The following is a 13795-nucleotide window of genomic DNA, read 5'->3' as shown; positions in this document are numbered from 1 at the left end:
ATGCCACGTTTATTCAGCCTGTTGATGCTGCTATGCCTTGCCATTAATGCCCATGCCGACAGCTACATCACCCGCACCCTTAACAAACCCGTACCGGGTGGTGTTGCCGTGGTCGAACTGGGCCCCGCCGCCGCAGCGCCGAAAGCCACGTACCAAGGCAAACCGGTGCTGGTGGTGAAGGAGCAAGACAACTGGCTGGCGATTGTAGGTATTCCGCTGACGGTCAAGCCGGGCAACGAGCGCATCAGCAGCGGCGGGCGCACCCTGCCGTTTATCGTTGGTTACAAGAAGTACCCCGAGCAACGCATCACCTTGAAGAACAAGAGCCAGGTCAACCCCGACCCGGCGCAACTCAAGCGCATCGAGGGCGAGTTGGCCGTGCAGCTCAAGGCCTATCGCAGTTTCAGCCCGAACGTGCCGAGCAACCTGGTGCTGGACAAACCGGTGAACGGACCGCTGTCGAGCAAGTTCGGCGTGCGTCGCTTCTTCAACGGTGAAGAGCGCAATCCCCATTCGGGCCTGGACTTCGCAGTGCCGGCCGGCACGCCGATCAAGACGCCGGCGAACGGTAAGGTGATTCTGGTAGGCAACTATTTCTTTAACGGCAACACCGTGTTCGTCGACCATGGCCAGGGCTTTATCAGCATGTTCTGCCACATGTCGAAGATCGACGTGAAGGTCGGCCAGCAACTGGCGCGCGGTGCTGTGGTGGGCAAGGTCGGCGCGACCGGCCGCGCGACCGGGCCGCATATGCATTGGAATGTCAGCCTGAACGATGCGCGAGTCGACCCGGCGATTTTCATCGGGGCCTTCCAACCGTGAATGAAGCGATTGCGCGCCCGATAACGGTCGCGCAATTTAATCTAGCCCTGGCGTCATTCACAAGCATAAAATCCCGTTTCATACACAGATAAAAGAACTTCTCTCAATTTTTAGCGACTGCTTGCCATCTTTCACCCCGGCGGTTAGGGTTGAGCTTATGAAAACCTCTCACACCCTCATTCAGCTCCGCCAGCACCGCAGCCTGTGCCTTGTCAGCGCACGACTGCCAGGCTGAATCGATCTGCCTCGTCTTTAAGCTTTATCCCTAAAAACAGTTTTACGGCAGGCCGCCTTTTCTCGGCCCCTACAACAAAGGATTTCCCGATGAGCATGCTCAAAGACCCGTCTTCGAAGTACCGCGCGTTTCCGACCATCGATATCCCGGATCGCACCTGGCCTTCCAAAACCATCACCAGCGCGCCGATCTGGTGCAGCTCCGACCTGCGTGATGGCAACCAATCGCTGATCGAGCCCATGGACGCGGTGAAAAAGCTGCGCTTCTGGAAGACCCTGGTCGCCGTCGGCGTGAAAGAGATCGAGGCCTCGTTCCCGGCCGCATCGCAAACCGACTTCGACTTCGTGCGTACCCTGATCGAAGACAACCACATCCCCGAGGACACCACCATCCAGGTGCTGACCCAGGGTCGTGAAGACCTGATCGCACGTACCTTCGAATCCCTGCGCGGCGCCAAAAAGGCCATCGTGCACCTGTACAACGCCACCTCGCCGTCGTTCCGCCGCATCGTCTTCAACCAGGACAAGGACGGGATCAAGGCCATCGCGGTCAATGCGGCCAAGCTGTTCGTCAAATACGCCGCCCAGCAGCCCGAAACCCAGTGGACCTTCGAATACTCGCCGGAGACCTTCAGCGCTACCGAACTGGAGTTCGCCAAGGAAGTTTGCGATGCGGTGATCGAGGTGTGGAACCCGACGCCTGAACACAAGATGATCCTCAACCTGCCAGCCACCGTCGAGTGCGCTACGCCGAACATCTATGCCGACCAGATCGAGTGGTTCGGTCGCCATATCAATCGTCGTGACAGCGTGATCATCAGCCTGCACACCCACAATGACCGTGGCACCGGTGTAGCCGCCACTGAACTGGGCCTGATGGCCGGCGCAGACCGTGTCGAAGGTTGCCTGTTCGGCAACGGCGAGCGCACCGGTAACGTCGACCTCGTCACCGTGGCATTGAACATGTACACCCAGGGCCTCGACCCGCAGTTGGATTTCTCCGATATTGACGGCGTGCGTAAAGTCGTCGAGGAGTGCAACCAGATCCAGGTACATCCACGTCATCCATACGTCGGCGACCTGGTGCACACCGCTTTCTCCGGTTCTCACCAGGACGCGATCCGCAAAGGCTTCTCCCAACAGAAAGATGATGCGCTGTGGGAAGTGCCGTACTTGCCGATCGACCCAGCCGATATCGGTCGCAGCTACGAGGCGGTGATTCGGGTGAACAGCCAGTCGGGCAAAGGCGGCATCGCCTACTTGCTGGAGCAGGAATACGACATCAGCTTGCCACGCCGCATGCAGATCGAGTTCAGCCAAGTGGTCCAGGCCGAAACCGACCGTGTGGGCCTGGAAATGACTGCACCGCAGATCTACGCCTTGCTGCAGCGCGAATACCTGCAGGCCAACACCCCGTACGCGCTGGTCAGCCATCGCCTGCAGGAAGAAAACGGCAACAGCTTTGTCGAAGTGGAAGTCTCGGGCAAGGGCCAGGGCGAAACCAACCTGCACTGGAAAGGCAAAGGCAATGGCGCGCTGGAAGCCCTGGTGGCCGGCCTGCCGATTGGTGTGGAAATCATGGACTACAACGAACATGCGATCGGCGCGGGCACCAATGCCAAGGCAGCGGCCTATATCGAACTGCGTGTGAACGGTGAACGTCCGGTGCATGGTGTGGGCATTGATGAAAACATCACCACGGCGAGCTTCAAGGCACTGTTCAGTGCACTGAACCGTTCGTTGAGTCAGCAGGAAGCGAAAGCGGCGTAACCTTCGCCGTCATACAGAAGGCCCCTGGGTGAGAACCCAGGGGCCTTTTTTATTGAGTTTCAGATTTGGGTTGCCTGTCAGGGACTCATCGGGGGCTTGTCCCCGATAGCGGTGTGTCAGACAAACTGAAAGCTATCTGCATCCAGGTTCGCCGGAAACTTGGTGCGATACGCCGCCAGTTCAGCCGCGCCCAGGCGCACCTGGAACACGCCGTCGGCCTCCCCCGCACTCAGCAGGCACTCGCCTTGGAAATCCAGCACCTGGCTATCGCCGGTGTAGGCAAAGCCCTTACCGTCGGTGCCTACGCGATTCACCGCTGCCACGTAGCACAGGTTCTCGATAGCCCGCGCCGGCAACAACCGGTTCCAATGTTGGCGCCGCGCTCCCGGCCAATTGGCGGTGTACAGCAGCAAGTCCGTGTCCTGGGCATCCCGACTCCACACCGGGAAGCGCAGGTCGTAGCAAATCAGCGGACGAATACGCCAGCCCTTCAACTCAAACTGCACCTGACGCTCGCCGGGCGTGTAGTGATCGTGCTCACCGGCCATGCGGAACAGGTGGCGCTTGTCGTAATGCCACACCTCACCATCCGGTCGCGCCCAGAGCAGGCGGTTGCGGTGGCTGCCGTCGGCGGCTTGGATGATCACGCTGCCGGTGATCACCGCGTCGTACTTCGCCGCCTGGGTTTGCAGCCAACGATGGGTCACACCGTTTTCCGGCTCGGCGAGGGTTTGCGACTCCATGGAAAAACCAGTGGTGAACATCTCCGGCAGCACGATCAGATCGGCACCGCGGGCTTGTTCCAGCAGGCCTTCGAAATGCTCAAGGTTGGCCTGGCGGTCATGCCAGGCCAGGGTGGTCTGGACCAGGGCGATCGTCAGGTCAGGCAATGCAGTCAGATCACGCATAGTTTTTCCGCTGCTTGTCGCAGCGTCTCCTCACGCTTGGCAAAACACAGCCGCACCAGGCGCTGGCCTTGCGGTGGGCTCTGGTAGAACACTGAGACAGGGATGGTCGCCACGCCGTGTTCGCGGGTCATCCACAGGGACATGGCGACGTCATCCAGGTCCGGGCGTATGTGTGAGTAATCGACCAACTGGAAGTAGGTTCCGGTCACCCGGGTAAAGTGGAAGCGCGACGGCGCCAGCAGGTCGCAGAACAGGTCGCGTTTGGCCTGGTAGAACGCCGGTAGTTCGTCGACGTGTTCCGGGTGTTCGGCCATAAAGTCAGCCAACGCGAACTGCAACGGGGTCACGCCACAGAAGTTGACGTACTGATGCACCTTGCGCAGTTCCGCCGTCAGGGCCGGTGGCGCGACGACGTAACCGGTTTTCCAGCCGGTGACATGGTAGGTCTTGCCGAAGGAACTGACCACGAACGCCCGCTGGTACAGCTCTTCGTGCGCTAGCACGCTGACGTGGGGCACACCGTCGAATACCAGGTGCTCGTAGACCTCGTCGCTGACCAGGTAGATATCGCGGTCGCTGATCAATGCCGCCAATTGATCGAGCTCGGCACGACTGATCAGCGCGCCGGTTGGGTTGTGCGGGGTGTTAAGGATGATCATGCGCGTGCGTGGCGACAGCGCGGCCTTGATCTTCTCGAAGTCCAATGCAAAGCCCTGCAGGCTCAGTTGCACATGCACGCAGCGACCACCGGCCAACTCGACCGAGGGCTCATAGCTGTCGTAGCAGGGGTCAAACACAATGACTTCATCGCCACTGCGAATCACTGCCTGGATGGCGCAGAAGATCGCAGCAGTGGCGCCGGGGGTGATGGTCACTTCACTGTCAGGGCTGACCGCGGCGCCATAGCTACGGGCGATCTTGGCCGCCACTTGCTGACGCAGGGCCGGCAGGCCGGTCATGGGGGAATATTGGTTATGCCCGCTGGCAACATGTTTGCCCACGGCATCGAGCAACGCCTGAGGGCCGTTGAAGTCGGGAAACCCCTGGGACAGGTTGAGCGCGCCGGTTTCGGCAGCGAGTTGCGACATGGTGGTGAAAATGGTCGTGCCGACATTTGGCAGCTTGCTGGTGATCATCGGAGGCCCCTGCAGGTGAGCTGCAAGTTTTAAGCTGCAAGCTGCAAGCAGGTCAAGCGACAAACCGCCAGGCACAAAAAAGGGCTCCAAAGGAGCCCTCTCTTGCGGCTTGTAGCTTACAACGTGAAGCGGCTGCTATTTCTTGTCGCGGCGCTTCTTGTCGGCCTTCTTGTGGTGAGTCATCAAACGACGCTTCTTGTTCACCTGACGGTCCGTCAGCGTGTTCTTGTTGCCTTCGTATGGGTTCTCGCCACCCTTGAACTCGATGCGGATCGGCGTACCGACCAGTTTCAAGACACGGCGGTAGGTGTTTTCCAGGTAACGCACGTAGGACTTGGGCACCTTCTCGATCTGGTTACCGTGGATCACGATAATCGGCGGGTTGGCACCACCCAAGTGGGCGTAACGCAGTTTGATCCGACGGTTGTTGACCATCGGCGGCGCGTGCTCGCCAACGGCGTCTTCGAGGATCTGGGTCAGACGGTTGGTCGGCCAGCGGGTCACGGCAGACTTGAACGAGTTCTGTACGGAGGCGTAGAGGTTGCCCACACCCGTGCCGTGCAGGGCCGAGATAAAGTGAATATCGGCGAATTCGACGAAGAACAGGCGGCGCTGCAGTTCGATCTTGACGAAATCGCGCTCGCTCGGCGTCATGCCGTCCCACTTGTTGATCGCGATGACCAGGGCACGACCGGCTTCGAGGGCAAAGCCCAGCAGGTTGAGATCGTGGTCCACCACGCCTTCGCGGGCGTCCATCACGAAGATCACCACGTTGGCGTCTTTGATCGCCTGCAGGGTTTTCACCACGGAGAACTTTTCAACTTCCTCGTGGATCTTGCCGCGCTTGCGCACACCGGCGGTGTCGATCAGCGTGTACTTCTCGTCGTTACGCTCAAACGGGATGTAGATACTGTCGCGGGTGGTGCCGGGCTGGTCGTAGACGATTACACGGTCTTCACCGAGCATACGGTTGACCAGGGTCGACTTGCCCACGTTCGGGCGACCGATGATCGCGATCTTGATACCGTCTTTTTCACTAGGGCCAGGAATGCGCTTGGCTTCCTCGCCTTCGGCAACGATCTCTTCTTCGCCTTCTTCTTCCTCGGCGTCATCCTTAGGGAAGTCGCGCAGGGCGATTTCCAGCATCTGGGTGATGCCGCGACCGTGGGCACCGGCGACCGGGATCGCGTCGCCAAGGCCCATCGGGCTGAATTCGGCACGGGCCGCCTCAGGATCGATGTTGTCGATCTTGTTGGCGACCAGATAGGAACGCTTGTTGCGCTTGCGCAGGTGCTCGCCAATCATCTGGTCGGCAGCGGTGTAGCCCGCGCGGGCGTCCACCAGGAACAACACGACATCGGCTTCTTCAATAGCCAGCAGAGACTGCTCGGCCATCTTTTCGTCCATGCCATGCTCATCACCGGAGATACCACCGGTGTCGACAATAATGTAGGAGCGCCCTTGCCACTTTGCCTCACCGTATTGGCGATCACGGGTCAAACCGGACAAGTCGCCGACAATGGCGTCGCGAGTCCTGGTCAGGCGGTTGAACAAGGTGGACTTGCCGACGTTAGGTCGGCCCACCAGGGCGATTACGGGAACCATGCGGCTCTCCACTTCGTTATTTCAGAAAATACAAAAGCCGCTGCAAGGCAGCGGCTGGTGCTCGGGGCAGCATATTCAAATGCCGCATGCCCCGCCGAAGCGGGGCCGCCTGGGTTTTACCCCAAGCATAGTCAAACCTTTACTTGATGGTCAGGGCTTCCAGCTTGCCGCTGTTGCCAAACACATAAAGCATGTTACCCACGACCAGCGGACGGGCACGCAGGCCATCGCTGTCGATACGCTCACGACCTACAAAACGACCATCCACCTGGCTCAGCAGGTGCAGGTAGCCTTCGAAGTCGCCGACCGCTACGTAGCTGGAGAACACTTCCGGGGCCGACAGTTGACGACGGGCCAGGGAGTCGTTGCTCCACAGTGCAGTGGTGGAACGCTCGTCGACACTTTCAACGGTGCCGGACGACAGGCTTACGTAGACGCTGCCAAACCCTTGGGCGACACCCGCATAACTGGAAGCATCACGCTGCCAGTTAACACGGCCGCTCTGCAGGTCCAGCGCGGCAACGCGGCCCTGGTAAGTCGCGACGTAGAGGGTTTCACCCGACAGCAGCAAGCCACCGTCGATGTCCACTACGCGATCCAGCTCGGAACGACCTTGTGGGATGGCCACACGGGTTTCCCAGGCCGGCACGCCGTTCTTGGTGTCAAGGGCGACCACTTTACCGGTCGACAGGCCTGCAACGGCCAGATTGTTGGTCACAACCGGACCACTGGTACCGCGCAGGGTCAGCACCGCAGGGGTGCTGTCGTACAACCAACGCTGCTCGCCAGTGCTGGCGTCCAGGCCGATCACACGGTCGTCCTGGGTTTGCACCACGACGATATCGCCGTTGGTGGCAGGCGGTGCGAGGACTTCACTGGTCACGCGAGCGCGCCATTTCTCTTCACCGGTGCTGGAGTCCAGCGCCACGACTTCACCCTTGAGCGTGCCGAGCATGACCATGCCGTACCCCACGCCTACGGCGCCGGACACTGGCAATTCAAGGTCTTTCTTCCACTTCACGTCGCCGTTCATGCGATCCATGGAGATCACCACGCCGGTCACGTCAGCGGCCACAATGTTGTCACCGTCGATTGCCGGCACCAACATGTTGTAGGTCTCGCCCTGGCCGTCACCGATGGAGCGGCTCCATTGCTTTTGCAGGACGACTTCTTCCTTGAAGCTGGTCAGCTCGGCCGGAGGCAGTTCTTTTTTACTGTTGCTGCTGCAACCCGCGGCCAGAACGGCCAGAGCCAGCAATGCTGCATGTTTCCAACGGATCACGTCACGCATCCCCTTTGGCCAAGTCGTCCAGCTTGATTTGTAAGCCACCGACCGCCGCTTCATCAGACAGCGCCGCCTTGGCTTTCTTGTACGCAGCATTGGCTTCGTCGGTACGACCCAATTGGACCAACAGGTCGCCCTTGAGCTCTTCGCGAGTGGCTACAAATGCCTTGTCCGCATCGCCGTCGAGCAGTTTGAGTGCTTCGTCAGCCTTGTTCTGTGCCGCCAGGACCTGGGCCAGGCGCTGACGTGCGATTTCACCCAGGGTCGGGTTGGTCGGTTTGTCGGCGATGGCCTTCAGTTCTGCAGCAGCGTCATCCAGCTTGCCGGTATCGACCGCAACTTTCGCGACGAACAGGCTGCCGTATTGGGCGTAGGTACTGCCGCCGAATTCGTTCTTCAGTTTCCCAGCCAGGTCCGCCACTTGCGCAGGATCAGGCTTGCCGTCCGGCGTCAGGGTGGTTTCCAGCAATTGCTGATAAACGATCGAGGCGCCTTGGGATTGGTTGGCCTGATACTTGGTCCAGGCTTGCCAGCCGAACACCACCACTAAAGCCAGCAGGCCGCCGGTAACCAGAGGCTTGCCGTTACGCTGCCACCAGTCCTTGAACTCGGCCAGTTGCTCATCATCAGTACTCGACACCCCAATACTCCTTAATCGCTAAATTCGGCTGTTCGACAGCTTCAACCCTGCACGACGCAGGTGGCCAAGTGTGCGGCGAGCGCATCAAAGGCAATGTTCTGTTGCTCGCCCTGACCACGCAGGGGTTTGAAACCTATCACTTGCTGGGCCAACTCGTCATCGCCGAGGATCAGCGCGTACAGCGCACCGCTCTTGTCGGCCTTTTTGAACTGGCTCTTGAAGCTGCCTGCGCCGGCATTGATCTGCAGGCGCAGGTTGGGCAACTGGTCACGTACTTTTTCGCTCAGGGCCAGGGCGGCCAGTTCGGCGGCCTCGCCAAAGGCGCACAGGTACACATCCACCTGACGGGAGATTTCTTCCGGAACCTGCTCCAGGGTTTCCAGCAGCAGGATCAGCCGCTCGATGCCCATGGCAAAACCTACGCCGGTGGTCGGCTTGCCGCCCATTTGCTCGACCAGGCCGTCGTAACGGCCGCCTGCACACACAGTGCCCTGGGCGCCGAGTTTGTCGGTGACCCACTCGAACACGGTCTTGCTGTAGTAATCGAGACCACGCACCAGCTTCGGGTTGATCACGTAGGGAATACCGGCCGCATCCAGGCGGGCCTTGAGGCCCTCGAAGTGCGTGCGGGACTCGTCGTCCAGGTAGTCGGCCATTTTCGGCGCGTCGACCAGTACGGCTTGCGTGTCGGCGTTCTTGGTGTCCAGCACGCGCAACGGGTTGGTTTTCAGACGGCGCTGGCTGTCTTCGTCCAACTTGTCCAGGTGGGCGGACAGGAATTCCACCAGGGCTTCGCGGTAGCGGCCCCGGGATTCGCTGGTGCCCAGGCTGTTGAGCTCAAGCTTGACCGCATCGCGGATACCCAGCATGCCCCACAGGCGCCAGGTCAGCACGATCAACTCGGCATCGATGTCCGGGCCGTCGAGATTGAAGACTTCCAGGCCGATCTGGTGGAACTGGCGATAACGGCCTTTCTGTGGGCGCTCGTGACGGAACATCGGACCGATGTACCACAGCTTCTGCGGCTGGCCACCACCGGTGAGGCCATGTTCGAGCACGGCGCGCACGCACGCGGCGGTACCTTCCGGACGCAAGGTCAGGGAGTCGCCGTTACGGTCTTCAAAGGTGTACATCTCTTTTTCGACGATGTCGGTCACTTCACCGATGGAGCGCTTGAACAGCTCGGTGAATTCGACGATCGGCATGCGGATCTGCTTGTAACCGTAGTTATCCAGCAGGCGCGCGACCGTGCTCTCGAAGTAGCGCCACAGCGGCGTTTGCTCCGGCAGGATGTCGTTCATGCCACGAATGGCTTGCAGAGACTTGCTCACATCAAATCCTTAAATTCGTTCAATCAGCCGCGAGCGATCAGCGCTGCGTCAGCGGCGACCTTTTCGGCCGCTTTCTCGCGGATCAGCTTTTCCAGCTGATCCACCAGATTGTCATTCGTTAACTTCTGCGACGGCTTACCGTCGATGTAAATCAGGTTCGGTGTGCCGCCGGTCAAGCCCACATGGGCTTCCTTGGCTTCACCCGGGCCGTTGACCACACAGCCGATCACTGCAACATCCAGCGGGACCAGCAGGTCTTCGAGTCGCAACTCCAGGTCGTTCATGGTTTTCACCACGTCGAAGTTCTGCCGCGAGCAACTCGGGCAGGCAATGAAGTTGATACCGCGGGAACGCAAGCGCAGGGATTTGAGAATGTCGTAGCCGACTTTCACTTCCTCTACCGGGTCTGCCGCCAACGAGATGCGGATAGTATCGCCAATCCCTTCGGCGAGCAGCATACCGAGACCCACCGCAGATTTCACTGTGCCTGAGCGCAAACCGCCGGCTTCGGTGATGCCCAGGTGCAACGGTTGCACGATTTCCTTGGCCAGCAGGCGGTAGGCTTCGACCGCCATGAACACGTCGGAGGCCTTTACGCTGACCTTGAAGTCCTGGAAGTTCAGGCGTTCCAGGTGTTCAACGTGGCGCAGTGCCGACTCAACCAGCGCTGCCGGAGTGGGTTCGCCGTACTTCTTTTGCAGGTCTTTTTCCAGGGAACCGGCGTTGACGCCGATACGGATCGGGATCCCGCGATCACGGGCCGCATCCACCACGGCGCGCACACGGTCTTCACGACCGATGTTGCCCGGGTTTATACGCAGGCAATCGACACCCAGTTCGGCCACGCGCAGGGCGATCTTGTAGTCGAAGTGAATGTCGGCGACCAGCGGCACCTTGACCAACTGCTTGATGCGACCGAAAGCTTCGGCAGCATCCATGTCCGGGACGGATACCCGCACGATGTCTACCCCGGCCGCTTCCAGACGATTGATCTGGGCAACGGTGGCGGCGACATCATTGGTGTCGCTGTTGGTCATGCTCTGTACCGCGATGGGGGCATCACCACCCACCGGCACCGAGCCGACCCAGATCTTGCGCGATACGCGACGTTTGATTGGAGATTCGCCGTGCATGACTATTGTCCCAACTTCAGGCGAGCAGTCTCGCCACTGGTGAACGGCGCCACGTCCACAGGCTGGCCGTTGTAGGCCACTTGCGCGCCACGGGCAAAGCCCAGACGCAGCGTCAAAGGAGGCTTGCCGCCCAGATCGAGCGTATCTCCCTTACGCTTGAGACCACTGACCAGCACTTTGCCGTTGCCATCGGTGACTTGCGTCCAGCAGTCAGCAACGAAGGTAACTTGTACACGCCCGTCACCGGCGATCAACGCAGGGGTGGTGGGCGGTGAAATAGTCGAGGCTGCCGGTGCGGCTGGCGCTGTAGTCACTGGGGCCGGGGCCGGAGCGGCTGGTGTGTGAGCCTGGGCAACCGGAGCCGCTGGCGCGGCCGGTGTGACTGGGGCCGGTACGGCAGCGATAGGGGCCTGAGCGGTTTCCGGTTCGGACTGCTCGGTGGTGGCCGGGGCTTCAGGAGCCGTCTGGGATTGGGCCACGGCCTGGTCTTCCGGCTCGTCCAACGGATGAATCTGGGTTGTGCCGTCGGCGCTCTCGACTTCGACGTGCTCCATCGCGTTGCTGGTCAGGTCCTTGCTGCGCTGGGAAGCCTGGTCTTGCCACCAGACAAAACCGCCGCCGATCACGGCGATCAGCAGCAAGAGGCTGACAATACGCAGGATCGTGTGGGAAACCCGCACCGGTTCTTCAATACGACCCAAGCCATGGACATTGCTACCCTGGGAGTCGGTACCGGTGAATTGATCGAATTGCTGGACCAATATGGCTTGGTCAATGCCCAGCAATTTGGCGTAGGCGCGAATGTAGCCGCGGGCGAAGGTATGCCCAGGCAGCTTGTCGAATGCGCCGGCCTCAAGGTTGCCCAGGGACGTGGTGGTCAAATTGAGCTTGAGGGCCACTTCCGCCAGCGACCAACCATTGCTTTCGCGGGCCTGACGCAAGGTGTCGCCTGGGTTTACGCGATTAGCTGCTACAACTTCCGGGTGCGCCGCTTTCATCATTGCTCCGACAGGTATTGCTGATATTCCGGCGTACCGGGATAGAGTCGTTCGAGTTGCTGGCCAAAACGTGCGGCCGTGTCGCGTTCTTCATGAACCGTCGCCAGGCGCACACCGAGCAATAGACTACGTGCATTTTGCCCGCTGAGCAGGCTAAAACGCTCGTAATAGTCACGTGCCGGCACATAATGCCTGTCTTCGTAAGACAACTCAGCCATTTCGAGCAGCGCTCGTGGCTGATGACCGTTCAAATGCAGGGCTTTTTCCAGTTGCTGGCGTGCGCTGTCGCGCTGGCCGAGGCGCATCGAGGTCACCCCAAGGTTCTCGAACACCCGCGAACGCTCTGGGTAGAGGACGTCGGAGGATGCTTGCTGGAAATAGCGGGAAGCCTGGTCATAACGCTTCTGCTCGAACAGGAAGCTGCCGTAATTGTTCAGCAGCCGCGGGTCGGCAGGCTTTGCGGCCAAGGCTTTGTTGAAATAACGGTCGGCCAGTTCAGGCTCGGCCTGGGCCTGGAATACCAGCGCCAGTGCGGCATTGGCGTCGGCATCGTCACTGTCCAGCTCAAGCGCCTTTTTCAACGGCACCTTGGCCTGTTCGCTCATGCCTTGCCGCAGGTAACCCAGCCCCAGTTGCACATAGGCAACTCGCGCCTCGTCACGGCTCTTGCCGGTTTGCACAGGGCTGTCATGGCCCGATGAAATACACCCGGCCAGGAGACCGGTAACAAGCAGGAGCAGCGCAAGGCGCAAGGGCATAGAGATCCTCTCTCAGGTTCGATTCACAGCGCTTTGCGGCATATCGTCGGCAGCGCTCAGTTCGCGCACCGCAATATAACGTTCGCTGCGACGGGTGCGATCCAGCACCTGTCCTACCAATTGGCCACAGGCAGCGTCGATGTCTTCACCACGGGTGGTGCGCACGGTGACGTTGTAGCCGGCCTGGTGCAGTTGATCCTGGAAACGGCGGATGGCGTTGTTGCTCGGACGCTCGTAGCCAGAATGTGGAAACGGGTTGAACGGAATCAGGTTGATCTTGCACGGGGTGTTCTTGAGCAACTCGATCATCTCGACCGCGTGTTCGACCTTGTCGTTGATGTCCTTGAGCATGGTGTACTCAATGGTCAGCACGCGTTTCTCGCCCAAGGTCGCCATGTAACGCTGACAGGACTCGAGCAGCATCTTAAGCGGATACTTCTTGTTGATCGGCACCAATTGGTTACGCAATGCGTCATTGGGTGCGTGCAGCGACAACGCCAGGGAGACGTCGATGTGCTTGGCCAGCTCATCGATCATCGGTACCACGCCGGAGGTCGACAGGGTCACACGGCGCTTGGAGATGCCGTAGCCCAGGTCGTCCATCATCAGGTGCATGGCCGCAATCACGTTGTCGAAGTTCAGCAGCGGCTCACCCATGCCCATCATCACCACGTTGGTGATGGCACGGTCGACGGTCGCCGGGACGCTGCCAAAGGATTTGTTGGCAATCCACACCTGACCGATCACTTCGGCGGCGGTGAGGTTGCTATTGAAGCCTTGCTTGCCGGTGGAGCAGAAACTGCAATCCAGGGCACAGCCTGCCTGGGACGAAACGCACAAGGTGCCGCGCTTGCCCTGGGGAATGTACACGGTCTCGACGCAGCTGCCGGACGCCACGCGCACCACCCATTTACGGGTGCCGTCGCTGGAGATGTCCTCGCTGACCACTTCGGGGCCACGCACTTCAGCAATGGCCTTGAGCTTGTCGCGCAGGGCCTTGCTGACGTTCGTCATGGCGTCGAAATCATCGACGCCAAAGTGGTGAATCCATTTCATTACCTGACCGGCACGGAAACGCTTCTCCCCGATTGAGTCGAAGAATTTTTCCATTTCCTGTTGAGTCAGACCCAGCAGGTTGGTTTTTACAGTCGATGTCGTCATGGATTCACCCTCAC

Annotated in this window: 12 protein-coding genes; 2 read left to right on the top strand and 10 right to left on the bottom strand. The window is 59.9% G+C overall.

Going from position 1 to position 13795, the window contains the following annotated elements:
* A complete protein-coding gene (locus tag AD670_RS18595; protein WP_053135525.1) occupies positions 1-822 on the top strand; it encodes a M23 family metallopeptidase in 822 nt (273 codons plus the stop codon).
* Positions 823-1146: 324 nt separating this feature from the next.
* A complete protein-coding gene (gene leuA / locus AD670_RS18590) occupies positions 1147-2826 on the top strand; it encodes a 2-isopropylmalate synthase (RefSeq protein ID WP_053135522.1) in 1680 nt (559 codons plus the stop codon).
* 116 nt (positions 2827-2942) lie between these two features.
* Here leuA and AD670_RS18585 read toward each other — a convergent pair whose 3' ends face one another.
* The 10 genes from AD670_RS18585 to rlmN form a co-directional block, all read right to left on the bottom strand.
* Positions 2943-3734 (bottom strand): amidohydrolase, encoded by a 792-nt coding sequence (locus tag AD670_RS18585; RefSeq protein ID WP_053135520.1) that lies wholly within the window; start codon positions 3732-3734, stop codon positions 2943-2945.
* Positions 3722-4870, bottom strand: a complete 1149-nt coding sequence (locus AD670_RS18580; RefSeq protein WP_053135516.1) for a pyridoxal phosphate-dependent aminotransferase — start codon at positions 4868-4870, stop codon at positions 3722-3724. Before AD670_RS18580 ends, AD670_RS18585 begins: the two co-directional genes overlap by 13 nt.
* Positions 4871-5005: 135 nt before the next feature.
* Entirely contained in the window at positions 5006-6475 is a 1470-nt protein-coding gene (der, locus tag AD670_RS18575; protein WP_053135513.1) for a ribosome biogenesis GTPase Der, read from the bottom strand.
* Positions 6476-6614: 139 nt separating this feature from the next.
* Positions 6615-7766: an outer membrane protein assembly factor BamB gene (gene bamB / locus AD670_RS18570; RefSeq protein WP_053135510.1), complete on the bottom strand. Its 1152-nt coding sequence runs from the start codon at positions 7764-7766 to the stop codon at positions 6615-6617.
* Complete coding sequence (locus tag AD670_RS18565) at positions 7759-8400, bottom strand: YfgM family protein (protein WP_027605420.1); 642 nt, start codon at positions 8398-8400, stop codon at positions 7759-7761. The genes bamB and AD670_RS18565 overlap by 8 nt, the downstream gene beginning before the upstream one ends.
* A 41-nt stretch (positions 8401-8441) precedes the next feature.
* Positions 8442-9731 (bottom strand): histidine--tRNA ligase, encoded by a 1290-nt coding sequence (gene hisS, locus AD670_RS18560; RefSeq protein ID WP_053135507.1) that lies wholly within the window; start codon positions 9729-9731, stop codon positions 8442-8444.
* 23 nt (positions 9732-9754) lie between these two features.
* Positions 9755-10864 carry a flavodoxin-dependent (E)-4-hydroxy-3-methylbut-2-enyl-diphosphate synthase gene (gene ispG / locus AD670_RS18555; protein WP_034115889.1) on the bottom strand — a complete coding sequence of 370 codons (1110 nt, stop codon included), beginning with the start codon at positions 10862-10864 and terminating at the stop codon, positions 9755-9757.
* 2 nt (positions 10865-10866) lie between these two features.
* Complete coding sequence (locus AD670_RS18550) at positions 10867-11862, bottom strand: RodZ family helix-turn-helix domain-containing protein (RefSeq protein WP_053135504.1); 996 nt, start codon at positions 11860-11862, stop codon at positions 10867-10869.
* Positions 11862-12620: a type IV pilus biogenesis/stability protein PilW gene (gene pilW, locus AD670_RS18545; protein WP_053135501.1), complete on the bottom strand. Its 759-nt coding sequence runs from the start codon at positions 12618-12620 to the stop codon at positions 11862-11864. Before pilW ends, AD670_RS18550 begins: the two co-directional genes overlap by 1 nt.
* A gap of 12 nt (positions 12621-12632) precedes the next feature.
* The gene (rlmN, locus tag AD670_RS18540; RefSeq protein WP_053135498.1) at positions 12633-13781 is read right to left on the bottom strand and encodes a 23S rRNA (adenine(2503)-C(2))-methyltransferase RlmN; all 1149 of its coding nucleotides are present in this window, start codon (positions 13779-13781) and stop codon (positions 12633-12635) included.
* Between the last annotated feature and the right edge of the window lie 14 nt (positions 13782-13795).

This window comes from Pseudomonas sp. MIACH, from assembly GCF_001269925.1.
Classification (GTDB): domain Bacteria; phylum Pseudomonadota; class Gammaproteobacteria; order Pseudomonadales; family Pseudomonadaceae; genus Aquipseudomonas.
Note: the sequence above shows the minus strand (reverse complement) of the source record. Positions and strands in the feature narration are given on the sequence as shown.